Genomic DNA, 25654 nt, shown 5'->3' with positions numbered 1-25654 from the left:
GGACCGGCCGGGCGGCGCGGACACACCCCCGATTCGCGTGACCCACGTCACTTTGAGCGGCTCTTGGTGTAGGGGCCCGCCCGTGTCACTATTTCTGCAAGCCTCCCCTGCCCAAAAGACGTGCCCCCTCCTTCGGAGCGTGGAGCCCTTGGCTGCGGGGGAGTTGCGCCGAAGGACCCGCCGAACACCCGCCTGCGCGCGCACACCTGACGGGCCCTCACCCCCAAGCCCCCCTCGCACCACCACCGGCCGGCGCCGCCGCCGCGGCACGCCCGCTCCCGCGGCCCCGCGCCCCGCTCCCGCGCGCCCGCCCCACCCGGCGCGCCCCGCCCCCGCGCACGACGGGCACCGCCCGCACCACCCCGCCCGGCGCCCGGGCGCAGCCCTGCCGGGCCCCGGCGCGCCGCCTTGCAACGTGCCGCCGCTCACCGGCGCCGTAATCCATCTCTGGAGGAATGATGTCGGGAACCGCCGATCTGGCCGGTGTCTACGCTGCCGTCGAGGAATCCGCCGGGCTGCTGGACGTGGCCTGCGACCGCGACAAGGTGTGGCCCATCCTGGCCGCCTACGAGGACGTCCTGCCGGGCGCCGTGATCGCTTTCCGGGTGGCCACCAACGCCCGCCACGAGGGCGAGTTCGACTGCCGCTTCACCGTGCCGCGCGCCATCGACCCCTACGCCGTGGCCGTGGAGAAGAACCTCACCGTCCAGAGCGGCCACCCCATCGAGTCGCTCCTGGCGGAGGTGCAAAAGCACTGCGCGGTGGACAGCTACGGCGTCGACTTCGGGGTGCTGGGCGGCTTCAAGAAGATCTGGGTGTACTTCCCCGGCGGCCGCCACGAGAGCCTCGCCCACCTGGCCGAGATCGACTCCATGCCGCCCGCGCTGGCCGCCACCGAGGACTTCTTCGCCCGCTACCACCTGGCCGACCAGGTGGACCTGATCGGCATCGACTACGCCAGCCGCACCATGAACGTGTACTTCGCCGCCTCCTCCGAGGTCGTGGCCCCCGAGACCGTCCTGGCGATGCACCGCGAGATCGGCCTGCCCGACCCCAGCGAGCAGATGCTCGACTTCTGCCAGAAGGCCTTCGGCATCTACACCACCCTGAACTGGGACACCCGCAACGTCGAGCGGATCGCCTACAGCGTCAAGACCGAGAACCCGCTGGAGCTCTCCGCCCGCCTGGGCACCAAGGTCGAGCAGTTCCTCAAGAACGTCCCCTACGGCACCGACACCCCCAAGATGGTCTACGCCGCCGTGACCGCGAGCGGCGAGGAGTACTACAAGCTCCAGTCGTACTACCAGTGGCGCACCGACAGCCGGCTGAACCTTTCCTACGTCGGCGGGCGCTCGGCGTAACCCGCCCCGCCTTCCCCCCCCTTGTGCCCGCCCGCCCGCCGGGGCGCTCTTCCGGCACCCGCACCGCCTATCGAAAGGGAACAGCCGCAATGTCTACTGAAGCCACCCTCGCCCGGTTCCGCGAGTACATGGTCGGCCCCTCGCGGTTCATGAGCCTGCTGTCCGTCTTCGAGCTCGGCCTCGTCGACCAGCTGCGCGCCACGCCCGGCGCGAGCGCGGACCAGCTCGGCCAGGCCGTCGGCGCCAAGCCCGACGCCGTGGAGCAGCTGCTGTTCCTGATGGTCAAGGAGGGCTTCGTCGCCCAGGACGAGGACGGCGGCTACCGCCTGGACGCGCTGGCCGAGGTCGCCGAGCACGACCTCAAGCGCGCCCTCACCTACATGAACATGATCAAGGTGGTGGCGCTGCGGCAGCTGTTCTACCTCACCGACAGCGTGCGCACCGGCACCATCGTGGGCCTCAAGGAGCTCTACGGCGCGGGCGAGGGCACCCTGTACGACGCGGTGGCCGACCACAGCGACCTCAACGACGCCTGGCTGACGCTGATGAACAACGTCACCGCCAACATCGACCCCTGGTTCTTCGCCAACATCGACGTGCCCGCCGGCGCCCAGGTCCTGGACGTGGCCGGCAACACCGGCCTGGGGGCGATCCACACCTATGAGCACAAGGCCTCCCCGGGGCTGAAGGTGACCACCTTCGACCTGCCGGAGAAGGAGAGCACCTGCCTGGAGAACTTCCAGAAGCACGGCGTGGCCGAGCACTGCTCCTTCATCGGCGGCAACGTCTTCGACGAGATCCCCCAGGGCTTCGACACCGTCCTGATCAAGCACTTCCTGGACATGTTCGACAAGGACGACGTCTTCACCATCCTCCAGGGCGTCCACCGCTCCCTGGAGCCGGGCGGACAGGTCCACATCATGGTGCCGGTCTACCCCGAGGACATCCGCGACACCGACAACTACAACGTCGACTTCTTCCCCGCCTTCTTCATCGGCTGCACCATGGGCCAGGGCGGCCCGCAGAAGATCTCCACCTACCAGAGCTGGCTGGAGGAGTGCGGATTCAAGGTCACCAAGGCCCTCACCAAGGACCCCGCCGAGGTGCCCCGCGACGTCATCCCCGTCCAGGCCATCCTGAGCGCCACGAAGGTCGGCTGACCCTTCCTCACCACCGCCTGCCCGGGCGCCCCGTGCGCGCCCGGGCCGCGGCCCGCCCGACGCCGGCGCCCCGCCCCGGCCCCGCTTTACGAACACGCGCCAACCGGCCCATGGAGGAGTCATGCCCCAAGCCACCGGGATCAACGAGGTGTGCTCGGCCATCGAGGAGGCCGCCAGGCTGGCGGGCGTGCCCGCCCGGCCCGACGCCGTGCGGCCCATCGTGGCCGCCTTCGCCGACGGCCTGCACGAGGCCGGCGTCGTCTACAGCGTCTCCACCAGCCAAAGCGCCCCGGCCGAACTCGACTTCACCCTCACCGTGCCCACCCGCGCCGGCGACCCGTACGCCACCGCGCTCGCCCACGGCTTCATCACGCCGGCCGGCCACCCCGTGGACACGCTGCTCGCCGACCTCCAGGGCCACTGCACCATCAGCGAGTACCTCGTCGACGGCGGCGTCGCCGGCGGCTTCAACAAGATCTACGCGCACTTCCCGCAGGACGTCCAGGACGTGGCCAAGCTCGCCGAGCTGCCCTCCATGCCGCCCGCCCTGGCCCGCAGCCTGGACCTGCTGGCCCGGCACGGCCTGAGCGACGTCGCGATGATCGGCATCGACTACCCGCGCCGCACCGTCAACCTCTACTTCACCCAGCTCTCCGAGCACAGCAGGGCCCCGAAGACCCTCCTGGCCCTGCACCGCGAACTGGGCTGGCCCGCCCCCGACGAGACGATGCTCGCCTTCGCCCGGCGCTCCTTCCGCATCTACACCACCCTGGGCTGGGACTCCGCCGGCATCGAACGGATCTGCTACGCCCCGCCGCCCGCCCGCGGCTGGGACCGCGCAGCCCTGCCGGTGCCCGTCACCGACCGGGTCGCGCACTTCGTCGACCACGCCCCGCGCGCCTACAGCGGCGAGCCCATCGTCATTGCGGCCGTGAAGTGGGCGCCCGAGGGGGCCTACCTCAACCTGGGGCCCTACTTCCAGCTCTCCCCGCTCATGCGCAAGGTGATCAGCGCCGTCCACAACGGAAAGCTCTGACACAGATCCACTTGTGAAATGCCTGAGCCGGGCTTGTGCCCAGCTCAGGCAATTTCTTTCCCCCGCCCGGAACAAACCTGCTCCAGGGGGCATTCCGCATTGTTTCCACCGGTGCGTGGACCCCCATGCCCATAATAAAGTTGAACATTACACAACGTCATGAGCGTACCGCCGAAACGGTGTTGATTTGCTCTGCGCAATCGGGCAAGATCGCACCGCGGAACGGGGGAATTCTGCGCCCCGAAGCGCCATCCCCCCACCATTCATCAAACGCACCCGCGCACCACGAAGGGGACACCCATGTCCGAATCCGCCCCGGCCCAGGGATTCACCGACGCGGCCGAACTGCGCCGCGCCAACCGGGCCACCGTCGAGCAGTACATGCACACCCGCGGCCAGGACCGGCTCCGCCGCCACGAGCTGTTCACCGAGGACGGCCGCGGCGGCCTGTGGACCACCGACACCGGATCCCCGGTCGAGACCGTGGGCCGCGACCGGCTCGCCGAGCACGCCGTATGGTCCCTCGACTGCTTCCCCGACTGGGAGTGGTACAACATCCAGATATTCGAGACCCAGGACCCCAATCACATCTGGGTGGAATGCGACGGACGCGGAAAGATCCGCTTCGGCGATTACCCCGAGGGCTACTACGAGAACCACTTCCTGCACTCGTTCGAACTGGAAAACGGGAAGATCAAGCGCAACCGCGAGTTCATGAACCCCTTCCAGCAGCTGCGGGCGCTCGGCATTCCGGTACCCGAGATCAAGCGCACCGGAATTCCCACCTGAGTATCCCTTCACCGCTGGATCGGAGTACGTCATGGAAGACGTTATACGGGAGATTCGTATCCGCGGGGCACTGCAGCAACCCGACTGGAGCGACCTTTCACAGCTGAACCGGGTCGGCGAAGCCCTCGCCTCCCGCCCCCCGCTCGTCCAGGGCGACGACCTGGCCACCCTGCGCACCCTACTGGGCAAGGTCGCCCGCGGCGAGGCCATGGTGCTGCAGTCCGGCGACTGCGCCGAGGACCCCCAGGAATGCACCCCCGCCTACGTCGCCCGCAAGGCCGCCCTGCTGGACGTCCTGGCCGGCTCGCTCGGCCTGATCACCGGCAAGCCGGTGCTGCGGGTGGGCCGCATCGCCGGCCAGTTCGCCAAACCCCGCTCCAAGCCCACCGAGATCGTCGACGGGGTCGAACTGCCCGTCTTCCGCGGCCACATGGTCAACGGCCCCGAACCCGACGCCGAGAGCCGCCGCCCCGACCCGCTGCGCATCCTCACCGGCTACATGGCCGCCGGCGACATCCTCGAACACCTGGGCTGGCGCGACCGCGCCGCCGGCCGCGACGTCGTCGAACCGATGGTGTGGACCAGCCACGAAGCGCTGCTCCTGGACTACGAGACACCCATGCTGCGCATGGACGACAAGGGCCGCCTCTTCCTCGGCTCCACCCACTGGCCCTGGATCGGCGAGCGCACCCGCCAGGTCGAAGGCGCCCACGTCGCCCTCCTGGCCCAGGTCAGCAACCCGGTGGCCTGCAAGGTCGGCCCCAGCATGGACGTCCCCGACCTCCTCGCCCTGTGCGAACGCCTGGACCCCTGGCGCGACGAGGGCCGCCTGACCCTCATCGCCCGCATGGGCGCCGACCAGGTCACCGGCAAACTGCCCCGCCTGGTCGAAGCCGTCCGCGAGGCCGGCCACCCCGTCATCTGGCTCAGCGACCCGGTGCACGGCAACACCGTCACCGCCCCCGGCGGCTACAAGACCCGCCTGCTGGACACCGTCGCCCGCGAGATCACCGGCTTCGTCCAGGCCGTCCAGTCCGCCGGCGGCACCGCCGGCGGACTCCACCTGGAGACCACCCCCGACGACGTCACCGAGTGCGCCAGCACCGAGGCCGACCTCGACCGCGTCGGCGAGCGCTACACCTCCTGCTGCGACCCGCGCCTCAACCCCGCCCAGGCCCAGCGCGCCGTCAACGCCTGGCCCGCCTGACCCACCGGCGACCACCCGCACCCCCCCCGCACCGAGGACTTCCACCATGACCGGCATACCCCCCATCAGCCCCTACCCCCTGCCCGCCGAGGGCGACCTGCCCCCGGCCGCCGTGTCCTGGACCGCCGAGGCCGACCGGGCGGTCCTGCTCGTCCACGACATGCAGCGGTACTTCCTCAAGCCCTTCCCCGACCCCCTGCGCCACCAGCTCATCACCCACGCCGCCCAACTGCGCGACCACTGCGCGGCGCTCGGCATCCCCGTCGCCTACACCGCCCAGCCCGGCGGCATGAGCGACGAACAGCGCGGCCTGCTCAAGGACTTCTGGGGCCCGGGCATGCGCCCCGCCCCCGAGGACCGCCAGGTCGTCGACGCACTCGCCCCCACCGCGCAGGACTGGCAGCTCACCAAGTGGCGCTACAGCGCCTTCTTCAAGACCGACCTGCTCGAGCGGATGCGCGCCGCCGGCCGCGACCAGCTCATCGTCTGCGGCGTCTACGCCCACGTCGGCGTCCTGGCCACCGCCATCGACGCCTTCACCCACGACATCCAGCCGTTCCTCGTCGCCGACGCCACCGCCGACTTCTCACAGGACTACCACCGCTCGGCCCTCACCTACGCCGCCGAGCGCTGCGCCCGGGTCACCACCGTCAAGGGGCTCTTCACATGACACCGACACCACCCACCCCCGACCTGCTGGCCCGCGCCCTGGACGGCCAGGCCGGCCCCTTCGCCCTGCTGCACCGGCCCCACACCACCGGCCCGCACACCCTGGAAGTCCTCACCGGCACGATCACCCGGCCCGCCACCCTGGCCGACATCCCCCTGCCCGACCGGCCCGGCCCCGGCGCCGGCCACGAGGTGCTGGTCCTCATGCCCTACCGGCAGCTGGCCGAACGCGGCTTCGCCTGCGCCGACGACGGCACCCAACTGCTCGCCATGACCGTCACCGGCCAGCAGCAACTTCCCCTGGACGAGGCCCTGTCCCGCATCCCGGACGTGCCCACCCCGCTGTCCGGCGGCGACTTCGACGTCGACGACGCCGCCTACGAAGACGTCGTGCGCCGCATCACCAAGGAAATGATCGGCACCGGCGAAGGCGCCAACTTCGTCATCAAGCGCACCTTCCTCGCCGACATCACCGACTACGGCCCGGCCAGCGCCCCCGCCCTCTTCCGCCGCCTGCTCAACGGCGAGAGCGGCGCCCACTGGACCTTCCTCATCCACACCGGCGAGCGCATCCTGGTCGGCGCCTCCCCCGAGCGGCACGTCAGCCTCAAGGACGGCACCGCCGTCATGAACCCCATCAGCGGCACCTACCGCTACCCGCCCTCCGGCTCCACCCTCGAAGGCGTCCTCCACTTCCTCGGCGACCGCAAGGAAACCGACGAGCTCTACATGGTCCTCGACGAGGAACTGAAGATGATGGCCCGCATCTGCGACACCGGCGGCCGCGTCGTGGGCCCCTACCTCAAGGAAATGGCCCGCCTGGCCCACACCGAGTACTTCATCGAGGGCCGCACCGATCGCGACGTGCGCGACATCCTGCGCGAGACGATGTTCGCCCCCACCGTCACCGGCAGCCCCCTGGAAAGCGCCTGCCGCATCATCCACCAGTACGAGCCCGGCGGCCGCGGCTACTACAGCGGCGCCGCCGCCCTCATCGGCCGCGACGAGAGCGGCGAGCGCGTCATGGACTCCGCCATCCTCATCCGCACCGCCGACATCAACGACCAGGGCCGCCTGGCCATCGGCGTCGGCGCCACCATCGTGCGCCACTCCGACCCCGCCTCCGAAGCCGCCGAGACCCGCGCCAAGGCCGCCGGCCTGGTCGCCGCCCTGGGCGGCACCACCCCCCAGCGCTTCGCCGACCACCCCCAGGTGCGCCGCGCCCTCCAAGGCCGCAACGACACCATCGCCGGCTTCTGGCTCTCCGACATCCCCGCCCGCGCCGCCGCCCAGCCCGACCTGGCCGGCCGCCGCGTCCTGGTCGTCGACATGGAGGACACCTTCACCTCCATGATCGACCAGCAGCTGCGCTCCCTGGGCCTGGACGTCACCCTGCGCCGCTACGACGAGGCCTACACCTTCACCGGCCACGACCTGGTGGTCATGGGCCCCGGCCCCGGCGACCCCCAGGAAGTGGCCCACCCCAAGATGGCCCACCTGCACACCGCGGTGGCCACCCTGCTGCGCGAACAGCGCCCCTTCCTCGCCGTCTGCCTCAGCCACCAGGTCCTGGGCCTCCAGCTGGGCCTGCGCCTGCGCCGCCGCGAGGTGCCCAACCAGGGCGTGCAAAAGCAGATCGACCTGTTCGGCGCCCCCGAACACGTCGGCTACTACAACACCTTCGCGCTGCTGAGCGAGCACGAGGAATTCACCCCCACCGGCGTGCCCGGCCTCACCGGCGGCCCCGTCCAGGTCAGCCGGGACCCGCACAGCGGCGAGGTGCACGCCCTGCGCGGCCCCGGCTTCGCCTCCCTGCAGTTCCACCCCGAATCCGTCCTGACCCGCGAGGGCCCGCGCATCGTCGGCACCGCGCTGGCCGGCCTCCTGGCCCCGGCCCGCACCCCCGACCCGGCCTGAACCGCCCCACCCACTGCCGGGCCGGCGCCCACCCCCGAGCGCCGGCCCGGCCCCTCACCCCTGCCAAAGCCGCGCTGTGGCCGCACCGTTGAAGGATTCATCCATGTCTGATGTACGGCGTTCCGAGACGCTGACGGGCTCCCTCGAGGTGGCCTTCCCCGAGTTCCGCACGCCGCCCGCGGAGCCGCTGGGCCTGCTGTCCGCCTGGCTGAAGACGGCCACCGAGCAGGGCGTACGCGAACCGCGCGCCCTGGCCCTGGCCACCGCCGATGCGCGGGGGCGCACCTCCTCGCGCATCCTGGCCGTCAACCAGGTCACCGACCGCGGGATCGTGTTCATCACCCACGCCGGCAGCCAGAAGGGCCGCGAACTGGCCGCCAATCCCTGGGCGTCGGGGGTGCTGTACTGGCGCGAGACCAGCCAGCAGATCACCGTGGCCGGGCCGGTGCGCCAGTTGCCGCGCGCCGCCGCGGAGGAACTGTGGGCGGCGCGCGCGGTGTTCACCCACCCCATGTCGAGCGTGTCGCTGCAGAGCGAGCCGCTGCGCGACCTGGACCACCTTGAAGAGATCCGGGCCAGGGCGCTGCAGCTGGGCGAGCCGCCGCGGGCGCTGCCCTGCCCCGACACGTTCGTGGCCTTTGTCCTGGAGCCGGACGCCGTGGAGTTCTGGGCGAACGGCACCGACCGGCTGCACGAACGGCTGCGCTACGACCGCACCGACAGCGGCTGGGACACCACCCGCCTGCAGCCCTGACCCCCTGCCCCCACCCGTACTTCGGAGATGCGATGACCGCCCCCGCCGCCGCCCCGGTGTTCACCAACCACCTCGAGCTGCGCGCCCGCAACCGGCGGGCCGTGGAGCAGTACATGGAGACCGGGCGCGAGGCCCGGCTGCGCCGCTACACCCTCTACACCGAGGACGGCACCGCCGCCCTGTTCAACACCGACATCGGCCGCCCCATCACCGTCCAGGGCCACGCCAGGCTGCAAAAGCACAACGAACTCTCCCTGCAGGTGCTGCCCGACTGGCAGTGGTCCGACGTGCAGATCTACGAGACCCAGGACCCGGCCGTCATCTGGGTGGAGTGCGAGGGCGAGGGCACCATCCGCTTCCCCGGCTATCCCGAGGGCCACTACCGCAACCACTTCATCCACGGCTTCACCCTGGAGAACGGACGCATCGCCGCCAGCCGCGAATACACCAACCCCATCGAACACATGCGGGCCCTGAACATCGACACCCCACACATCCAACGCGACTGGATCCCCTCCTGAACCACACCGGTGGGGGCCGCCGGCCAACGGCCGGCGGCCCCCACCGGTGTGCGGGAAAAACCCCGCGGCGGCTCAGAGCTCGCCGCGCCCGGCCTTCAGCGCCGCCGCGGTGTCCACCACGCGGCGTGCCTGGTGGCGGGCGGCCTGCAGGGCGACCTCGCCCGGCGCCCCGTCGTTCGCGACGTGCGAGGTGCCGTAGGGGTTGCCGGACTGGAACTGGATGGGGTCGGTGTAGCCGGGGGGCACGATGATGCCGCCCCAGTGGTAGAAGGTGTTCGACAGCGCCAGGATCGTCGACTCCTGCCCGCCGTGGGCGGTGTTGCTGGCGGTGAACGCGGAGAACACCTTGCCTGCGATCTTGCCCGCGAACCACAGCGGGCCGGTGGTGTCGATGAAGGCGCGCAGCTGGCTGGCGGGGTTGCCGAACCGGCTGGGGGTGCCGAACAGGACCGCGTCCGCCCAGGCGAGATCGTCGTGGGTGGCCTCGGCGACATCGGCGGTGGCCGCGCGGTGCTCGACCCAGGCGGGGTTGGCGCTGATCGCCGCGTCGGGGGCGGTCTCGGCGACCTTGCGCAGCCGCACGGTGGCGCCCGCCTTCTCCGCACCCTCGGCCACGGCCTGAGCCAACGTGTGCACGTTGCCGGTCGCGCTGTAATAGATGATTGCAACGTTCACAGGTTCCACAGCTGTTTCCTTTTCTTCGCGTGCTTTAACGGGTGGTGCCAGAAGCCGGCCGCCCCCGTGGGAGACGGCCGTACCCCTGTGGGAAAAACATCCGGCAGCGGGCGGGGGCACAGGCCGGGAAGAACATCCGTGCGCGGACCGCGGTCCGCCCCGCGGGGCGCCGCCGGCGGTGTGGCACTGTCGGCGGCCCCCGTCGACCGGAGCCGTGCGTCCCAGGTCAGAGCCTGTGTCATAACCCCGGCCGGGACGGAACCTGGCGCACCGGGCGGCCGCCGCGCACGGCGGAGCCCGGACCTGCTGGTGATCCGCGGATCGAAGTCAGCTGCACGGCAATTCTCCTCGGCGGTCGGTGCGACCTCGAAGGCCCGAAGTCGCGGGCGGAGAACGGGGATTCCGGCGCCGGGCGACCGGGGGACGGGAGCCCGGCGGGAATTCGATCTCCAGCCATACGACGACGCAGCCCGTTGTAATGTGAGGTGACGCGCGCCACCTTCAGGGCGACGCCGGAACGAACTGGTGAAGTCGGGGCGCAGTCAAGGGAGTTGGCGACACCATGAGCAAGCACGTGGAGCCGGAGGACAGCCGGCTCGACCCCGGCCTGCGCGCCGTACTCAGCGAGCGCCGGCAACTGATCAACCTCGCCTACCGGTTCCTCGGCTCGCTGGCCGACGCCGAGGACGTGGTGCAGGAGACCTACGCCCGCTGGTATGCGATGTCCGAACGCCGGCGCGAGGCGGTCGCCGCCCCCGGCGGCTGGCTGACCACCGTGGCCAGCCGCATCTGCCTGGACCTTTTGGGCTCGGCCCGGGCCCGGCGCGAGCGGTATGTGGGGGAGTGGATCCCCGAGCCGCTGCCCGACCGCATGGAGTGGATCAGCGGGCCGGAGGAGGCCGCCGGCGACCCGGCCGACCGCATCACCCTGGACGAGTCGGTCAACATGGCCTTCCTCGTCGTCCTGGACGCGATGACCCCGGCCGAACGCGTCGCCTTCATCCTCCACGACGTCTTCCACTACTCCTTCGCCGAAGTCGCCGAGATCGTCGGCCGCAGCCCGGCCGCCTGCCGCCAGCTGGCCTCCTCCGCCCGCCGCCGCATCAGCGCCGCCCGCAGCACACCGGCGGCCGCCACCACCCACCGCGCCGACCTGGTGCGCGACTTCAAACAGGCCTGGGCCGCCAAGGACATCGAGGCCCTCGTCGGCCTGCTCGACCCCGACGCCACCACGATCGCCGACGGCGGCGGCCTGGTCAGCGCCCAGCTGCAGCCGGTCACCGGCGGCCAGGCCATCGCCCGCGTCTTCGCCGACGTCGCCGGCCGCGCCCCGGACCTGACGATCCTGGAGCGCACCGTCAACGGCCAGCCCGGCCTGGTGGCCCAGCAGGACGGCGTCACCGTCTCGGTGCTGGCCTTCGACTTCGAGGGCGAGCGCATCAAGCACATCTGGGCGGTGCGCAACCCCGAGAAGCTGCGCCCCTGGACGGCCGGCTGACCCGCCGCGGGACGGCGCGCCCCGGTCCCGGCACCCGGCCGGGCACCGGGACCGGCTGCGGGCGCGGTCAGCCCTGCCGGGGCGGGGCCAGGGGAACCTTGTAGCTCTCCAGGTGACTGATCGCGTCCCCGACGAAGGTGAACACGTCGCAGAAGAGGAACTCCGCGCTCGCGCCGGTGGGCAGCACCAGCGCGGCCCGCCCGGTGGCCACCACCGTGTCGCCCTCCTCGATCAGCCGGTCGACCGTGATCCGCGGACGCTGCACGACGCCCTCGGCCACCACGTCGTCCTTGTTCTGCACCACGCCCCGCAGCGCGTCCTTGCCCTGCACCCGCAGCTGGCCCAGGCTCTCCCACACCACGTCGTCGGTCACCAGGGCCAGGACCTGCTCGTGGTCGCCGCTGAGGACCCCGTCGCGGTACCGCTCCACGATCGCTTTGTGTTTGCTCATGTCATATGACTATTTGATACGGCTAGGAGGGCGCTGGAATCCTGCCAGAAGGTGCCGCCCGGCGGGCCGGGCCGCCTCACATTCCCACCGGCTGTCTCGTCGTATGCCATGACGGCAGATTCCGGCCAAGGGAGCAAGCGAGACGATGACGACGCAGACCGCGCCAGACGACGACCGGCTCGAGACGGACCTGAGCACGGTCCTGAGCGAGCGGCGTCAGCTGATCAACCTCGCCTACCGCTTCCTCGGCTCGCTGGCCGACGCCGAGGACGTGGTGCAGGAGGCCTACGCCCGCTGGTACGCCATGACGCCCGCCCAGCGCGAGGCGGTCGCCTCGCCCGGCGGCTGGCTGACCACCGTGGCCAGCCGCATCTGCCTGGACCTTTTGGGCTCCGCGCGGGCCCGGCGCGAGCGGTATGTGGGGGAGTGGATCCCCGAACCGCTGCCCGACCACTCCGAGTGGATCAGCGGCCGCTCGGCGGGCACCGCCGACCCGGCCGACCGCATCACCCTGGACGAGTCGGTCAACATGGCCTTCCTGGTGGTCCTGGAGTCCATGACCCCGGCCGAACGGGTCGCCTTCATCCTCCACGACGTCTTTCGCTACTCCTTCGCCGAAGTGGCCGAAAGCGTCGGCCGCAGCCCGGCCGCCTGCCGCCAGCTGGCCTCCTCCGCCCGCCGCCGCATCCGCAGCGCCCAGCAGGCCCCCGCCACCGCCACCGCCCGCCGCGCCGACCTGGTGCGCGACTTCAAGCAGGCCTGGGAGGCCAAGGACATCGGCGCCCTGATCAGCCTCCTGGACCCCGACGCCACCGGGCTGGCCGACGGCGGCGGCCTGGTCAACGCCGCACCCCCCACCGGCGGCGGCGAGCAGATCGCCCGCTACCTGGTCACCATCACCGCCAAGGCGCCCGCCATGACGATCCTGGAACGCACCGTCAACGGCGAGCCCGGCCTGGTCGTCCAGCAGAACGGCGTCACCGTCTCGGTGCTGGCCTTCGACTTCGCCGGCGAGCGCATCAAGCACCTGTGGGCGGTGCGCAACCCCGAAAAACTCCGCCCCTGGACCACCGGCTGACCCCCGCCCGCGCCCCGGCGGCGCGGGCGGCTGTCACATCCGGGCGGGCTGCGCGGTCTGAGCTGTGTACACACCAGCACGGCAGAGGAGCCCACCATGGACGCTCGCTTGAACCTTTTCGACAACCCCGTCTCGGCCGCCTTCGTGAAGTACCTGGCCGCGGCGGGCAAGGCGGCAGCGGACTCCACGCTGCCCGCGTCGACGCAGGAACTGGTCAGGCTGCGCGCCAGCCAGATCAACGGCTGCGGCTTCTGCATCGACATGCACACCAAGGAGGCCGCCCACGCCGGGGAGAGCCAGGTGCGCCTCAACCTGGTCGCCGCCTGGCGCGAGGCGACGGTCTTCACCGAGGCCGAACGCGCCGCCCTGGAACTGGCCGAACAGGGCACCCGTGTCGCCGACGCGGCCGGCGGGGTCAGCGAGGCGGCCTGGGCGAACGCCGCCCGCCACTACGACGAGGACCAGCTGGCCGCCCTGCTGGCCACCATCGCCCTGATCAACGCCTTCAACCGGCTCAACATCATGGCCCAGCAGCCCGCCGGCCACTACCGGGTCGGCCAGTTCACCTGAACCGCCCCCCACACCCGGGGGGGAGGGGGCGAACCGCCCGCGGCCCGATGCGGGCCGCGGGCGGCGCCGGCTCAGCTGATCTTCATGGTCGCCATCATGCCCATCGCCGAGTGGTCCAGCATGTGGCAGTGGTAGACGTAGGAACCCCGGTAGGAGTCGAAGGTCGCCTGCAGCTTGACCGTCTCCCCGGCCGCCACGATCACCGTGTCCTTCAGCCCCGCCTCACCCGGCGCCGGCGGCTTGCCGTTGCGCTCCAGGACCCGGAACTGCACCAGGTGCATATGGAAGTTGTGCGGCACCCGCGCATTGGCGTTGGTGACCGTCCACACCTCACTGGCCCCGAACCGGATGCTGGCATCCACCCGCGCCGGGTCGTACACCTTGCCGTCCATGAAGCCCTTGGGGTGCGCCACCCCCTCCTCCATCTTCATCACCACCGTCCGCTCGTTGGTCGGCGTGGGCAGCGCCGGCAGCGAGCGCAGCACCGCGGGCACCGCACTGCTGTCGGCGGCCGTGCGCACCACGTCGAACCGCATCACCTGGCCCACCTGCTCGGCGCTGCCGGCGAAGATGATGGTGTTCTCCAGCACCACCTTCTCGCCCACCTTGTAGCGGGAGAAGTCCACGACGGCGTCGATGCGCTCGCCCGGGGACAGGGTGAGGGTGTCGGTGGTGTGCGGGCGCGGCAGCAGCCCGCCGTCCGAGCCGATCTGGACGATCTCGCTGCCGTCGGCCAGCCGCAGCCCCAGGAAACGCTGGTTGGACATGTTGGCCAGGCGCAGCCGGTACTTGCGGGCGGCGACCTGGAAGTAGGGGTAGGGCGCGCCGTTGACCAGCAGCGTGGAGCGCTGCTGGTCGTCCATGACGTACACGAGCTGCCCCGCCGCGTCGAAGTGCGCGTCGCGGATCGCGATCACCACGTCGTACTCGCCCTTGGGCAGCGGCAGCTTGTCCTCGACGGCGTCGGTCAGCAGGTAACTGCCGTGCAGCCCGCGGTAGACGTTCTCCGACTCCATGTGGTGGGCGTGGTCGTGGTACCACAGCGAGGCGTGCGGCTGCCTGTTGGGATAGGTGTAGGCGCGCACACCGCCCGGCGCCAGGGTGTCCATCGGGTCGCCGTCGTTGGCCTGGGTGACCGAGGCGCCGTGCAGGTGCGAGGAGGTGGCCACGTCCAGCTCGTTGTGCTGGCGCACGACGACGGTGCGCCCCGAGCGCGCCTTGATGGTCGCGCCGGGGAAGTTCCCGTCGTAGGTGAGCAGATCGGTCTGGATGCCCGGCAGGATCTCCTTGCGGACCCGGCGGGTGGTGACGTCGTAGTAATCGGTGGTCGTGGTGCGCAGCGTGGGTCTGAGGACCGGCATCTGCGGCATGGGTACGGTGAACAGCTCGGGTATGGCCGCGGCGGCCGCGGCCGGGCTGGCCTTGGCGCGGTCCACGCCGAGCAGGGGGGTGAACGACGCCCCGGTGAGCCCTACGCCCGCGGCGGCGAGTCCGGTGCCGAGCAGACGGCGTCGGGTGACCATGGTGCCCTCCTAAGTACATGCGTACGTGAGTGAGAAAACGGGCAACCGCGAAGGGGCCGGCCGCACGGGGTGACAAAGAGCGCGGCCGCGTCAAGCCGTGCGGTGCCAGCCGTAGTTCACCAGCCGCACCTCGAGATTCACTCGGATCCGCATGGTCCCGGTCCGCCCCGCTTTCACCCCTCCCGGCATCGCGCGCGGCGCCCGGCCGGCGCACACTGCGCATGACCCGCCCCGGCGTGAAGGAGACACGGCACGATGCCCACGAACCCGCAGCCCGGCCACGCGCCAGGACCGGTCCTGCTCGGCCCGCACGAGACCGGCGCCCCCGGGCGCGGACCGGTCAGCGTGGTGTGGGCGCTGCGCGGCCGGGGCCGCGACCTGGACGCCGCCGTGGTGCGGCTGGCGCCCGGCACGGACCTGGGCGAGGACGCCGGGGCCGGGCACGGCCTCCTGCTCACCGTGCTGGCCGGCGAGGGCGAACTGCGCCTGGCCGGCACCCGCTTCCCGCTCGCCCCCGGCGCCCTGGCCTGGCTGCCCGCCCGCACCCCGCACGCCCTGCGGGCCGGCGCCCGGGGCCTGACCTACACCACCGCCCACCGCCACCGGCCCCCCGCCCCCGCCGACTTGGGCGACCCGGCCTGCCTCCTGGCCCACGTGTGCCCCCACTGCGACCACCTGACCCCCGACGGCGCCCGCTTCTGCCCCCACTGCGGCCACCCCCTCTGGGAAACCACCCCCGGGGCCGGGGCGGGGTGAGGGCGGGGCGGGCCCTTCCCGTCCGGGGGCGGGCGCCTGCACCACCGCCTCGGCGTCCGGGGTGAGGGCGCGGGCTCTCAGCGCCCCGTGCCCCCCGCCGCCGGTGCGGGCTCGAAGACCAGGATGAAGAAGCGGGCGCCGGGCGAGCCCAGCGGCACGGCCGCACACATGGTCACCAGCCCGGCCCGGGAGGGCAGATGCTCGGCGCAGCACCGCTCGGCGCCGGCCGGCGGGCCCGCCGGCCCGGGCCAGGGAAAGCGCACCGGCCGCGTCGCCCCGCTGGGCTGGACGTAGGTCACCGGATCCGAGCGGTAGATGGGCCCGGCCACCGGGTCGGCCTCCACCTCCTGGTCCAGCTCCCGCAGGTCACCGTTGCCCGGGTACTGCGCCACGGCCTTGCGCAGCTGCGCGGCCAGCGGCCGGGCCCACTGCCGCTCCCAGTCCAGCAGGTGGTGCTCGCGCGCGGTGTGCCGCAGCAGCATGTAGCGCATCAAGTTGCGCTCCGGCAGCGCGGGCCGGGCCCCCGGGGCGCGCGGGAACGTGGCGGTGAACGCCTCGTTGCAGGCCAGTACGTTCCAGGCGACGTCGTTGACGTAACAGGGCCTGCTCACACTGGTCACCGCCTCGTGCCAGGCGCCGTGGATGTCCTGCCCGGCCAGCGGGTCCTGGGGCCGGGGCGGCTCGTACCCCAGCGCGTACACGTACAGCGCGGTGCGATCACCCTCCTCCAGACGCAGCACCTCACAGACCCGGTCCAGGAAGCCGGGGGCGGGGGCGGGCATTTCGCCGCGCTCCAGCTGGGCGTAGGTGCGCTCGGAGACGTACAGGAGCTGGGCGACCTGCGCCTGGGAGAGCCCCGGGGCGCGGCGGCCGCGGCCGGTGCGCGGGCGCAGGCCCACCGCGGCGGGCTCCAGCCGGCTCCGCTTGCCGCGCAGCAGCTGCCGCAGGGCGGCCTTATTGTCCACCGCCGGCCCTCCCGCCCATCCCGCCCGCGGCAGCCGCCCCCGGCAGTGACGGCCCGCCTGCCGCCGCACGGCGGCCGAGGCGGCACGTCCGCCGTCCGGCCGCCGCCGGGGGGTGCCTGTGGGGGCGCGGCGCGCGGCGGACGCCCCCGCGGCGCACCCCCACCGCGCCGCCCGCCGGTCTGCCCTGGCCCAGCCCCCGCATGTCGTCTCCGCTTCCCCCCACGGCCCGCCGCGCGGCCCAACGCGCGCACGAGCCACCCCTGTTCGTGCCGGAAGGGCGGCCCGCCGCACGCCGGCCCCGTCCGCCCGGCGCGCAGAGTACCCCGACACCCGCAGAGCGGTCACCTGCGTTGTCAGGGCACCGGCACCGCCCGCGCGGACGCCGCCCCGCTCCGGCGCCCCCTGGTGGCCGGTCCCGACACCGGCACCGGCCACCAGGGGATGAATGCGGACATATGGGTACGGTCAGGGGGTGGCGGGACACCGGACGCGCTCCGCCCGCCGCCCCGACCGCCCAGCAGAGAGCAGCAGCCATGGCCGAGTTCCTGACCGACATCAAGACCATCCGCGAGCGGGCCCGCCGGCAGATCGAGAAGGGCCCGGTCACCGACGCCTACGGCGCGGACCTGGAGCGCGTGCTCCTCGTCCTCAACGAGGCCCTCGCCACCGAGATCGTCTGCACCCTGCGCTACAAGCGGCACTACTACACGGTCTCGGGCCTGTACTCCGAGCCGGTGGCCGCGGAGTTCCTGGAACACGCCCAGGAGGAGCAGGAGCACGCCGACAAACTGGCCCAGCGCATCGTCCAGCTGGGCGGCGAGCCGGACTTCAACCCCGACACGCTCACCTCCCGCTCCCACGCGGAGTACGACGACAGCACCGACCTGATCGAAATGATCAAGGAGGACCTGGTCGCCGAACGCGTCGCCGTCGCCGCCTACACCGAGATCGCCCAGTGGCTGGGGGAGGGCGACCCCACCACCCGCCGCGTCTTCGAGGACCTGATCGCCCGAGGCGGAGCCCTCCTCGGTGACGGTGAAGGCCGCCGAGAGGACCGTGACGACCTGGTCGACCGCCACATAGCCGCCCTGCACCCCGGCGGTCACCGGGCCCTGCAGGGAGGGCGTGCCGCCCGGCCCGCCGCCCGCCGGCCGGGCGGTGTCGAACACACCGCTCCACACGGTCGGCCCGCTCGCGTCCGACGCCGTGGGCCCGCCGTCGCGGTCCGAGGCGTAGACCGCCTTCAGGACGTCGAAGACGCTCCCGGCGTCCTTGGCCGCCCCGCTCAGTTCCACCGTGACCTGCGCCGGCTCTTCTCCCGCACCGCTCACCGTCAATCCCTTTCCCTCGCTGTGCTCATCTGGCCGGGCCCCGCCCTCACCCGGAGGGCTCCTGCGGCACCGGATCCTCGCTCTGGGCGCCCGTCGCCCCGCCGTTGTCGCGCCGGCCGGTGCCGGCCTCGTCGGTCTCGGGCACCTCGTCCTCGCCGCCGCCGCCGTCGGAGGCCTCGGCCGTGTTCTGCGCCGCCTCCCAGGGGTCCTGGCCGTCGTCGGCCAGCTGGTCGGGCAGGTCCCTGGGCACCGGCGGAGTGCCGTCCGCACCGGGGGAGGGCGGTATCTGCTCGCTCACGGTGTCTCCTTTCCTCGGCGTCCCCGCCCCGGGCCGGACCGGCCCGGGGGGAGCTGGGGTGCAGGTACCCGCGCAGGGCGGGACAACTCGTACTGATCACCGTGGACCACCCGCGGCCGATCGGCGACACGGCGGCCGGGCAGGCACGCCGGTGCGGTGTGAGACTGCTCGTGTCACCCGGAACCCAGCACCCAGCACCCGGAAACCAGCACCCAGCACCCAGCCGAGTCGCGCAGCCCCGTGGCGAAGGGAGAGGACGTGCCGACATCGGAGCCGCCCAGCGGACTCGAGGATTTCCTCGCGGACCCCGACAACGCCGTACTGGACCTGGCCACCGCCGTCGCCCGGTGCGCCACCGCCCTGGGCGTGCCCCAGGCCGTGGTCTACCTCGCCGACCTCCAGCAGCGCCGCCTGATCCCGCTCAACGACGACGCGGCCGCCCTCGACGTGGACAGCTCACTGGCCGGCTGGGCCTACCGCACCCTGGCCCTGCGCGTGCAGGAATCCCCCGCCGGCGGCATGACCGCCTGGCTGCCCCTGCTGGACGGCGCCGAACGCCTGGGCGTGGTCGCCGTCCACACCCCCTTCCTGGACCCCGCGCTGCTGCGCCGCAGCCGGGCCCTGGCCTCCCTCCTGGCGATGATGATCACCTCCAAGCGGGCCTACAAGGACAACGTCGTCCAGCGCACCCGCTCCGAGCCCATGCGGCTGCCCGCCGAGATGCTCCGCGCCTTCCTGCCGCCGCGCACCATCGGCAACACCCACGTGGTCTCCACCGCCGTACTGGAACCCGCCTACGAGATCGGCGGCGACGCCTTCGACCACTGCCTCACCCCAACGGCCCTGCACGCCACGATCGTCGACGCGATGGGCCACAACCTGCTCTCCGGCCTGACCACCGCGGTGGCCCTGGCCGCCTGCCGCAACAGCCGGCGCACCGGCGCGGAGCTGCCCGAACTGCTGGAAGAGGTGGACGCGGCCATCAGCCTGTGGCTGCCCGACCAGTTCTGCACCGGCGTCCTGCTGCGCCTGGACCTGGCCGGCGGGGTGCTGCGCTGGTGCAACTGCGGGCACCCCCCGCCGCTGCTCATCCGCGACAACCGGCTCGTCGAGGGCGCCCTGGAACGCGAGGCGGACCCGCCCATGGGCTTCTCCGCCTTCCTGCGCGGCGCCGAGCGCCAGATCCACGAGACGACCCTGGAACCCGGCGACCGCGTGCTGCTCTACACCGACGGCCTGACCGAGGCCCGGCTGGCCGACGGCACCGAATTCGGACTCGAACGGTTCGCCGACTCCGTCATCCGCGCCTCCACCGGCGGCGAGGTCGCCGCCGAGACGCTGCGCCGGCTCATCCACTCCGTCCTGGACGCGCAGACCGACCGGCTCCGCGACGACGCCACCATCTTGATGATCGAATGGCATCCGCCCGGCCGGGAGCCGCGGCCCGCACACCGCTGAACGGCCCCGCTCGGCGCCCGCTGAACGGCCCGCTCAGCCCCGGCTGCTGCCCCCGGGCCCGCCCTTGTCCTCGTGGATGTCCTCCTGGGCGGCGGGGCTGGGCGTGAGGGTGTCGCCGGCCTCGCCGTCCTTGGCGTGCTCGCGCCGCTTGTCGGGTACCGGCCGCTCCTCGGCGTCCTCGACCTCCTCCAGGACCTCCTCGGCCGCGGTCTGCGCGGGATCGTGCTGGTGGTGCCGCATGGTGATGTCCTTTCCGTGTCCGGGCAGGTGCTGTGGCGTGTTCAGGGCAGGGGCGTGCCGCCGGTGGCGTTCATGATCTCGGCGGTGATGAAACTCGCGTGCTCCGAGGCGAGGAAGACATAGGCCGGGGCCATCTCCGCGGGCTGCGCGGGCCGGCCCAGCGGCGCCTGCTTGCCGAACTCCGTGGTGTCCGGCAGCGTCGCGGGGATCAGCGGCGTCCACACCGGGCCCGGCGCCACCGCGTTGACCCGGATCCCGTCCTCGACCAGCATCTGCGCGAGCCCCTGGGTGAACGTCACGATGGCGCCCTTGGTCATGGCGTAGTCCAGCAGGTGCGGGCTGGGCTTGTAGGCCTGCACCGAGGTGGTGTTGATGATGGAGGCGCCGCGCGGCATGTGCGGCACGGCCATCCTGCACAGCCAGAACATGCCGTACAGGTTGGTGCGCACCACCCGGTCGAACTGCTCGGTGGAGATGTCCGTGATGCCCTTGGGCTGCGACATCTGGTACGCGGCGTTGTTGACCAGTACGTCGATCCGCCCGAACTCGGTGACCGCGCGCTCCACGAGCCGCCGGCACTGTTCCTCCTCGCGGATGTCGCAGGGCACCGCAACGGCGCGGCGTCCGGCCTCCTCGATCCAGCGGGCGGTCTCCTGCGCCTCGCCGGCCTCGGCGGGCAGATGGGTGAACACGACGTCGGCCTCCTCGCGGGCCATCGCGATGGCCACCGCCCGCCCGATGCCCGAGTCGCCTCCGGTGATCAGCGCGACGCGGTCGCGCAGCAGTCCGGAGCCGCGGTAGGAGTCCTCCCCGTGGTCGGGCGGCGGGTCCATCGGCCCGGTCCAGCCGGGCACCTCCTGGTCCTGCTGGGGAAAGTCCGGGCGCGGTCCCTTGGAGGTGGGGTCCTGCGGGCCCTGCCGGCCGGGAGTGTCCGTCATGGGTGCTGCCTTTCGTGCGGGGGCGTACGGGCCGGGCGCGGACCGCTCCGGGCCCCGGGGGCGCCTCTCCCACCTTCCGCAAGACGCGAGCACCTCACCACCGGAAAGCGCGGGACGGCACCGCCCGGCTCGGCGCACCGGCGGCGCCGGCGCGGCCGCGGCCACCGGGTGCCCTGGCCCCCGACCGGCAAAACACCCCCCGCCGCCGGCCCGCCACGAGCACGGCAGGCATGTCCCGCCCGATCGGGGACAACCGGGAACCATGAAGATCCTTCTTGTCCTCCTCGTCCTCGCCGTCGCCGCCGCCTGGTATGTGAAGTCGCAAAAGCGCCGCTGACCTACTCCTGCTGCCCGCCCGCCCCGCCCGCTGCGGCGGGACGGCGCAGCGCGTCCAGCACGGCGCGCACCGCCGCCCCCGGCGGCGCGCCGCGGCGGACGGCCGCGGTGATGGTGCGGGTCACCGGCCGGGCCAGTTCGCGGGTGGCCACCCGGTAGCGGGCATCGACGGCCAGGCCGGGCAGCAGCGCGATCGACAGGCCCGCCTCGACGTGCTGCAGCGTCATCAGGTAGTTGCCGAACCGGGCCGCCACCCGCGGCTCGAAACGGGCCTGCCGGCACAGCCGCAGCGCCAGTCCGGCCATGTAGGAGTGCGGCAGGTCCAGCGTCCACGGCTCGTCCGCGAAGGCCGCCAGGTCCACCGGGCCGCGCCCGGCGGCCGGATGGGAGGGCGGCAGCACCAGCAGCACCGGGTCCCGGGCCAGCACCACCAGGTCCAGGTCCTCGCCCAGCGGCAGCTCACCGAAGTCGGTGGTGGTGATGGCCAGGTCCACATCCCCGCCGCGCAGCGCGGGCAGACTCTCGTGCGGTTCCAGCTGCACCACCTCCACCTGCAGGCGGGGATGCGCGGACGCCAGCGCGCGCACCGCCGGCACGGCCAGCGTGTGGATCGCGCTCTGGAAGGTGCCAAGGCGCACCAGCCCGGCCGGCTCCTGGCCCAGCCCGCGCACCTGCGCCTCGAGGCCGTCCATCTGCTCCAGCAGCGCCCGCGAGCGCCGCGCCAGAATCAGGCCCGCCGAGGTCAGCCGCACCCGCCGGCCGGTGCGCTCCAGCAGCCGGGTGCCCGTCTCGCTCTCCAGCACCGCCAGCTGCTGGGACACGCCGGAGGGGCTCATGTGCACGGCCTGGGCGACCGCCCGCACCGTGCCCAGCGTCTCCAGACGGCACAGCAGCCGCAGCCTCCAGGGATTCATCACACCCCCCATTGTCGGGCGGACCGCTGTGCGGCAGAGCCGAACAGCACCGTCACACATGTGCGATGGACGCACCGCTCGGGGGCGGCCTACCGTCGGCGCCATGGCTGCCACGACCCCCGCCGCGCCGTCCGCCCCCGCCGCCTTCTGGGACCGGGCCCAGGCCCATCTCGTGCGCTACGGCGCCGAGTTCACCCACGAGATCATCGAACGGGCCGCCGGGAGCCAGGTGTTCACCGCCGACGGCCGCACGATCCTCGACTTCACCTCCGGCCAGATGAGCGCCGTCCTGGGCCACTGCCACCCGCGCATCGTCGCCACCGTCCAGCAGCAGGTCGCCCGCCTGGACCACCTCTACAGCGGCATGCTCTCGCGCCCCGTGGTCGACCTGGCCGAACGGCTGGCCGGCACGCTGCCCGCGCCGCTGGCCAAGACGCTGCTGCTGACCACCGGCGCCGAGTCCAACGAGGCCGCCCTGCGGATGGCCAGACTCGTCACCGGCAGACACGAGGTCGTCTCCTTCGCCCGCTCCTGGCACGGCATGACCCAGGCCGCCGCCTCGGCCACCTACAGCGCCGGCCGCAAGGGCTACGGGCCCGCCGCGCCCGGCAACTTCGCCATCCCGGTGCCCAACTCCTACCGGCCCGACATCACCACCGCCGACGGCACACTGGACTGGCGCCGCCAACTGGACCTGGCCTTCGACCTGATCGACGCGCAGTCCACCGGCAGCCTGGCCGCCTGCCTCATCGAGCCGATCCTCAGCTCCGGCGGCATCATCGAACCGCCCCCCGGGTACGTGGCGGCGCTGCACGCCAAGTGCCGCGAGCGCGGCATGCTGCTGATCCTGGACGAGGCACAGACCGGACTGTGCCGCACCGGCACGTGGTACGCCTTCGAACGCGACGGCGTGGTCCCCGACATCCTCACGCTGTCCAAGACACTCGGCGCGGGCCTGCCGCTGGCGGCGGTGGTCACCAGCGCGGAGATCGAGCAGGAGGCCTACGAGCGCGGCTTCCTGTTCTTCACCACGCACGTCGCCGACCCGCTGGTGGCCGCGGTCGGCAACACCGTCCTGGACGTCCTGACAGAGGACCGCCTGGACGAACGCGCCCGAGAGCTGGGCCGGTTCCTGCGCGAGGGCCTGGCCGGCCTCGCCGCCCGCCACCACGTCGTCGGCGACATCCGCGGCCGCGGCCTGCTGGCTGGCCTCGAACTCGTCCTGGACCGCGGGACCAAGCAGACCTCGGACGCACTGGGCGCCCAGGTCACCCGGCGCTGCCTGGAACTGGGCCTGCACATGAACATCGTCCAGCTCCCCGGCATGGGCGGCGTCCTGCGCATCGCACCCCCCTTGACCACCACCCACGACGAACTCACCCGGGCCCTGACCATCCTGGACCAGACCCTGACAGAAACCTGCGCCACCCTCTGACACCCGGCACCCCGCGGGCACCTCCCTGGCGCGGGGAGCCGCACCGGGACCGCCGACGGCCCGGCGGGGCCGCCACCCGCCGCACCGGGTACGCGGCCCGGGCACCACCCTGAGCACGGGCCGCCGGCCGGGGCGGGCCGGGGGAGTTGTGTCCGGGCCGTCGGCGCGGGGCGCGTCGGGTGCCCGCACCAGGGGGGAGGGGCGGCCGGGGTGTGGGGCAGGTGGGGGAGGGGCTCAGGGGCGCTCGGGCTCCTTGCCCGCCGCCTTCGTGATGTTGCGGGCCATGCCGCCGAAGACCACCGCGTGGAAAGGCGCCACCGACCACCAGTAGGCGTGGCCGGCCAGGCCGCGGGGGTGGAACAGGGCGCGCTGGCTGTAGCGGGTGCGGCCAGAGGCGTCGCGTTCCACCCGCATCTCCAGCCAGGCCAGACCCGGCAGCCGCATCTCCGCGCGCAGCCGCAGCAGCCGGCCCGGCTCGATCTCCTCCACCCGCCAGAAGTCCAGGGAGTCACCCACCCGCAGCCGGTGCGCGTCACGGCGCCCCCGGCGCAGGCCCACCCCGCCCGCCAGCCGGTCCAGCCAGCCCCGTACCGCCCAGGCCAGCGGGAAGGAGTACCAGCCGTTGTCACCGCCGATGCCCTCGATGACCCGCCACAGCGCCGCAGGCGTAGCGTCCACGAGCAGCGTGCGGTGGTCGGTGTAGAGACTGCCGCCGGCCCAGTCGGGGTCGGTGGGCAGCGGATCGCTGGGCGCACCGGGCACCGCGGCCGAGGACCAGCGGGTGCTCACCTGCGCCTGCTGGATGCGTTGCAGGGCCAGCCGCAGCGCATCGGTGAAGGGCAGCGGCCGGCCGGGCCCGTCGGGCACGTAGGCGGCGATGTCGTGCTCCTGGCAGATCACCTCGTGGCGCAGCGACTCCGCCAGCGGCCGGGCGATGCCGCGCGGCACCGGCGTGATCAGGCCGACCCAGTGGCTGGAGAGGGTGGGGGTCAACAGCGGCACCGGCACGATCAGGCGGTGCCGCAGCCCGGCGACACGGGCGTAGGCGCGCATCATGTCGCGGTAGGTCATCACCTCCGGCCCGCCGATGTCGAAGCTGCGGTCGACCTCGGCGGGCAGTTCGGCGCAGGCCACCAGGTAGCGCAGCACATCGCGGACCGCGACCGGCTGGATGCGGGTGCGCACCCAACTGGGGGTGATCATGACGGGGAGGCGTTCGGTGAGATAGCGCAGCATCTCAAAAGACGCCGAGCCCGACCCGATGATGACCGCCGCGCGCAGCACCGCCGCGGGCACCGGGCAGTCCAGGAAGATCCGGCCCACCTCGGCCCGCGAGCGCAGATGCGGCGACAGCTCCCGCTCGCTGACCCCGGCCGGGGTCAGCCCGCCCAGATACACGATGCGCCCCACCCCGGCCGCCCCGGCCCGTTCGGCGAAGGCGCGCGCCGAGCGCCGGTCGGTGTCCTCGAAGCCGGCCCCGGTGCTCAGCGCGTGCACCAGGTAGTAGGCCACCGCCACCCCCTCGAACGCGCCGGCCAGCGAGTCCGCGTCGGTCACATCGCCGCGCACCACCTCCACCTGACCGGCCCAGGGATGATCGCGCAGCTTCTCCGGGGACCGGGCCAGGCACCGCACCCGGTACCCGGCCGCCAGCAGGCCGGGCACCAGCCGGCCCCCGATGTAGCCGGTGGCCCCGGTCACCAGGACCAGCCGCCGCCCGGCGCGGGAGTCGTTGCCGTCACTCACCCTCACGTGCGCTGCCGCCTCCTCGACG

General features: G+C 72.6%; 24 protein-coding genes and 1 pseudogene. 16 read left to right on the top strand and 9 right to left on the bottom strand.

Annotated elements, in window-relative coordinates; all coding sequences use genetic code 11:
* The first annotated feature begins 458 nt into the window (after positions 1–458).
* From DEJ47_RS00510 to DEJ47_RS00470, 9 genes are all read left to right on the top strand, one after another.
* Positions 459–1361 carry an aromatic prenyltransferase gene (locus tag DEJ47_RS00510; RefSeq protein ID WP_150163952.1) on the top strand — a complete coding sequence of 301 codons (903 nt, stop codon included), beginning with the start codon at positions 459–461 and terminating at the stop codon, positions 1359–1361.
* 89 nt (positions 1362–1450) lie between these two features.
* Positions 1451–2521, top strand: a complete 1071-nt coding sequence (locus tag DEJ47_RS00505; RefSeq protein WP_223828172.1) for a methyltransferase — start codon at positions 1451–1453, stop codon at positions 2519–2521.
* Between the two features lie 121 nt (positions 2522–2642).
* The gene (locus tag DEJ47_RS00500; protein ID WP_150163951.1) at positions 2643–3557 is read left to right on the top strand and encodes an aromatic prenyltransferase; all 915 of its coding nucleotides are present in this window, start codon (positions 2643–2645) and stop codon (positions 3555–3557) included.
* A 300-nt stretch (positions 3558–3857) separates the two neighbouring features.
* Complete coding sequence (locus DEJ47_RS00495; protein WP_150163950.1) at positions 3858–4346, top strand: PhzA/PhzB family protein; 489 nt, start codon at positions 3858–3860, stop codon at positions 4344–4346.
* Positions 4347–4377: 31 nt separating this feature from the next.
* Positions 4378–5553, top strand: coding sequence for a 3-deoxy-7-phosphoheptulonate synthase (locus DEJ47_RS00490; protein WP_150163949.1), 1176 nt, complete (start codon positions 4378–4380; stop codon positions 5551–5553).
* A gap of 46 nt (positions 5554–5599) precedes the next feature.
* A complete protein-coding gene (locus DEJ47_RS00485; RefSeq protein ID WP_150163948.1) occupies positions 5600–6223 on the top strand; it encodes an isochorismatase family protein in 624 nt (207 codons plus the stop codon).
* Positions 6220–8139, top strand: coding sequence for a chorismate-binding protein (locus DEJ47_RS00480; RefSeq protein WP_150163947.1), 1920 nt, complete (start codon positions 6220–6222; stop codon positions 8137–8139). Before DEJ47_RS00485 ends, DEJ47_RS00480 begins: the two co-directional genes overlap by 4 nt.
* A gap of 103 nt (positions 8140–8242) precedes the next feature.
* Positions 8243–8893: a phenazine biosynthesis FMN-dependent oxidase PhzG gene (gene phzG / locus DEJ47_RS00475; RefSeq protein WP_150163946.1), complete on the top strand. Its 651-nt coding sequence runs from the start codon at positions 8243–8245 to the stop codon at positions 8891–8893.
* Positions 8894–8925: 32 nt separating this feature from the next.
* On the top strand, positions 8926–9414 hold the full coding sequence (locus DEJ47_RS00470) for a PhzA/PhzB family protein (protein ID WP_150163945.1): 489 nt from the start codon (positions 8926–8928) through the stop codon (positions 9412–9414).
* Between the two features lie 72 nt (positions 9415–9486).
* Here the strand turns inward: DEJ47_RS00470 and wrbA are convergent, their stop codons facing one another.
* Positions 9487–10098, bottom strand: coding sequence for an NAD(P)H:quinone oxidoreductase (wrbA, locus tag DEJ47_RS00465; protein ID WP_150163944.1), 612 nt, complete (start codon positions 10096–10098; stop codon positions 9487–9489).
* A gap of 553 nt (positions 10099–10651) precedes the next feature.
* Here wrbA and sigJ (DEJ47_RS00460) point away from each other — a divergent pair.
* Positions 10652–11587, top strand: a complete 936-nt coding sequence (gene sigJ / locus DEJ47_RS00460) for an RNA polymerase sigma factor SigJ (protein ID WP_150163943.1) — start codon at positions 10652–10654, stop codon at positions 11585–11587.
* 67 nt (positions 11588–11654) lie between these two features.
* Here the strand turns inward: sigJ (DEJ47_RS00460) and DEJ47_RS00455 are convergent, their stop codons facing one another.
* On the bottom strand, positions 11655–12038 hold the full coding sequence (locus DEJ47_RS00455; RefSeq protein ID WP_150163942.1) for a nuclear transport factor 2 family protein: 384 nt from the start codon (positions 12036–12038) through the stop codon (positions 11655–11657).
* A 145-nt stretch (positions 12039–12183) separates the two neighbouring features.
* Between DEJ47_RS00455 and sigJ (DEJ47_RS00450) the strand changes: the two genes are divergently transcribed.
* Together sigJ (DEJ47_RS00450) and DEJ47_RS00445 are read left to right on the top strand one after the other, a co-directional pair.
* The gene (sigJ, locus tag DEJ47_RS00450; RefSeq protein WP_150163941.1) at positions 12184–13116 is read left to right on the top strand and encodes an RNA polymerase sigma factor SigJ; all 933 of its coding nucleotides are present in this window, start codon (positions 12184–12186) and stop codon (positions 13114–13116) included.
* Positions 13117–13212: 96 nt separating this feature from the next.
* On the top strand, positions 13213–13686 hold the full coding sequence (locus tag DEJ47_RS00445) for a carboxymuconolactone decarboxylase family protein (RefSeq protein WP_150163940.1): 474 nt from the start codon (positions 13213–13215) through the stop codon (positions 13684–13686).
* Between the two features lie 71 nt (positions 13687–13757).
* Here the strand turns inward: DEJ47_RS00445 and DEJ47_RS00440 are convergent, their stop codons facing one another.
* Positions 13758–15209, bottom strand: a complete 1452-nt coding sequence (locus tag DEJ47_RS00440) for a multicopper oxidase family protein (RefSeq protein ID WP_150163939.1) — start codon at positions 15207–15209, stop codon at positions 13758–13760.
* 255 nt (positions 15210–15464) lie between these two features.
* Here DEJ47_RS00440 and DEJ47_RS00435 point away from each other — a divergent pair, with 255 nt between their 5' ends.
* A complete protein-coding gene (locus DEJ47_RS00435; RefSeq protein WP_150163938.1) occupies positions 15465–15965 on the top strand; it encodes a zinc-ribbon domain-containing protein in 501 nt (166 codons plus the stop codon).
* 77 nt (positions 15966–16042) lie between these two features.
* Here the strand turns inward: DEJ47_RS00435 and DEJ47_RS00430 are convergent, their stop codons facing one another.
* Positions 16043–16930, bottom strand: a complete 888-nt coding sequence (locus DEJ47_RS00430) for a helix-turn-helix domain-containing protein (protein ID WP_150163937.1) — start codon at positions 16928–16930, stop codon at positions 16043–16045.
* Positions 16931–17130: 200 nt separating this feature from the next.
* Between DEJ47_RS00430 and DEJ47_RS37490 the strand changes: the two are divergent.
* Positions 17131–17880 (top strand): annotated as a pseudogene (locus DEJ47_RS37490) (bacterioferritin); the annotation flags it as partial.
* Positions 17881–18307: 427 nt separating this feature from the next.
* Here the strand turns inward: DEJ47_RS37490 and DEJ47_RS00415 are convergent.
* Positions 18308–18559: a hypothetical protein gene (locus DEJ47_RS00415; RefSeq protein WP_190415199.1), complete on the bottom strand. Its 252-nt coding sequence runs from the start codon at positions 18557–18559 to the stop codon at positions 18308–18310.
* A gap of 240 nt (positions 18560–18799) precedes the next feature.
* Between DEJ47_RS00415 and DEJ47_RS00410 the strand changes: the two genes are divergently transcribed.
* Positions 18800–20017, top strand: coding sequence for a PP2C family protein-serine/threonine phosphatase (locus DEJ47_RS00410; protein WP_398339160.1), 1218 nt, complete (start codon positions 18800–18802; stop codon positions 20015–20017).
* A gap of 33 nt (positions 20018–20050) precedes the next feature.
* Here DEJ47_RS00410 and DEJ47_RS00405 read toward each other — a convergent pair whose 3' ends face one another.
* The 3 genes from DEJ47_RS00405 to DEJ47_RS00395 all read right to left on the bottom strand — a co-directional run bounded on the left by DEJ47_RS00405 (position 20051) and on the right by DEJ47_RS00395 (position 22448).
* Positions 20051–20257: a hypothetical protein gene (locus DEJ47_RS00405; protein ID WP_150163935.1), complete on the bottom strand. Its 207-nt coding sequence runs from the start codon at positions 20255–20257 to the stop codon at positions 20051–20053.
* Positions 20258–20298: 41 nt separating this feature from the next.
* Positions 20299–21195: an SDR family oxidoreductase gene (locus DEJ47_RS00400; RefSeq protein ID WP_150163934.1), complete on the bottom strand. Its 897-nt coding sequence runs from the start codon at positions 21193–21195 to the stop codon at positions 20299–20301.
* 338 nt (positions 21196–21533) lie between these two features.
* The gene (locus tag DEJ47_RS00395; protein WP_150163933.1) at positions 21534–22448 is read right to left on the bottom strand and encodes a LysR family transcriptional regulator; all 915 of its coding nucleotides are present in this window, start codon (positions 22446–22448) and stop codon (positions 21534–21536) included.
* A 100-nt stretch (positions 22449–22548) separates the two neighbouring features.
* Here DEJ47_RS00395 and DEJ47_RS00390 point away from each other — a divergent pair, with 100 nt between their 5' ends.
* Positions 22549–23880 (top strand): aspartate aminotransferase family protein, encoded by a 1332-nt coding sequence (locus DEJ47_RS00390; RefSeq protein WP_150163932.1) that lies wholly within the window; start codon positions 22549–22551, stop codon positions 23878–23880.
* Positions 23881–24114: 234 nt separating this feature from the next.
* Here the strand turns inward: DEJ47_RS00390 and DEJ47_RS00385 are convergent, their stop codons facing one another.
* On the bottom strand, positions 24115–25626 hold the full coding sequence (locus tag DEJ47_RS00385) for an SDR family oxidoreductase (RefSeq protein WP_150175334.1): 1512 nt from the start codon (positions 25624–25626) through the stop codon (positions 24115–24117).
* Positions 25627–25654: the final 28 nt, after the last annotated feature.

The organism is Streptomyces venezuelae (assembly GCF_008642355.1).
Classification (GTDB): domain Bacteria; phylum Actinomycetota; class Actinomycetes; order Streptomycetales; family Streptomycetaceae; genus Streptomyces; species Streptomyces venezuelae_B.
This window is presented reverse-complemented; position numbering and strand designations above follow the sequence as displayed.

Bases quoted from the DNA above. Each gene is read 5' to 3' on its own strand.
- DEJ47_RS00510 (WP_150163952.1), top strand. From the start codon at position 459: ATGTCGGGAACCGCCGATCTGGCCGGTGTCTACGCTGCCGTCGAGGAA.
- DEJ47_RS00505 (WP_223828172.1), top strand. From the start codon at position 1,451: ATGTCTACTGAAGCCACCCTCGCCCGGTTCCGCGAGTACATGGTCGGC.
- DEJ47_RS00500 (WP_150163951.1), top strand. From the start codon at position 2,643: ATGCCCCAAGCCACCGGGATCAACGAGGTGTGCTCGGCCATCGAGGAG.
- DEJ47_RS00495 (WP_150163950.1), top strand. From the start codon at position 3,858: ATGTCCGAATCCGCCCCGGCCCAGGGATTCACCGACGCGGCCGAACTG.
- DEJ47_RS00490 (WP_150163949.1), top strand. From the start codon at position 4,378: ATGGAAGACGTTATACGGGAGATTCGTATCCGCGGGGCACTGCAGCAA.
- DEJ47_RS00485 (WP_150163948.1), top strand. From the start codon at position 5,600: ATGACCGGCATACCCCCCATCAGCCCCTACCCCCTGCCCGCCGAGGGC.
- DEJ47_RS00480 (WP_150163947.1), top strand. From the start codon at position 6,220: ATGACACCGACACCACCCACCCCCGACCTGCTGGCCCGCGCCCTGGAC.
- phzG (WP_150163946.1), top strand. From the start codon at position 8,243: ATGTCTGATGTACGGCGTTCCGAGACGCTGACGGGCTCCCTCGAGGTG.
- DEJ47_RS00470 (WP_150163945.1), top strand. From the start codon at position 8,926: ATGACCGCCCCCGCCGCCGCCCCGGTGTTCACCAACCACCTCGAGCTG.
- sigJ (WP_150163943.1), top strand. From the start codon at position 10,652: ATGAGCAAGCACGTGGAGCCGGAGGACAGCCGGCTCGACCCCGGCCTG.
- DEJ47_RS00455 (WP_150163942.1), bottom strand. From the start codon at position 12,038: ATGAGCAAACACAAAGCGATCGTGGAGCGGTACCGCGACGGGGTCCTC.
- sigJ (WP_150163941.1), top strand. From the start codon at position 12,184: ATGACGACGCAGACCGCGCCAGACGACGACCGGCTCGAGACGGACCTG.
- DEJ47_RS00445 (WP_150163940.1), top strand. From the start codon at position 13,213: ATGGACGCTCGCTTGAACCTTTTCGACAACCCCGTCTCGGCCGCCTTC.
- DEJ47_RS00440 (WP_150163939.1), bottom strand. From the start codon at position 15,209: ATGGTCACCCGACGCCGTCTGCTCGGCACCGGACTCGCCGCCGCGGGC.
- DEJ47_RS00435 (WP_150163938.1), top strand. From the start codon at position 15,465: ATGCCCACGAACCCGCAGCCCGGCCACGCGCCAGGACCGGTCCTGCTC.
- DEJ47_RS00405 (WP_150163935.1), bottom strand. From the start codon at position 20,257: ATGCGGCACCACCAGCACGATCCCGCGCAGACCGCGGCCGAGGAGGTC.
- DEJ47_RS00400 (WP_150163934.1), bottom strand. From the start codon at position 21,195: ATGACGGACACTCCCGGCCGGCAGGGCCCGCAGGACCCCACCTCCAAG.
- DEJ47_RS00390 (WP_150163932.1), top strand. From the start codon at position 22,549: ATGGCTGCCACGACCCCCGCCGCGCCGTCCGCCCCCGCCGCCTTCTGG.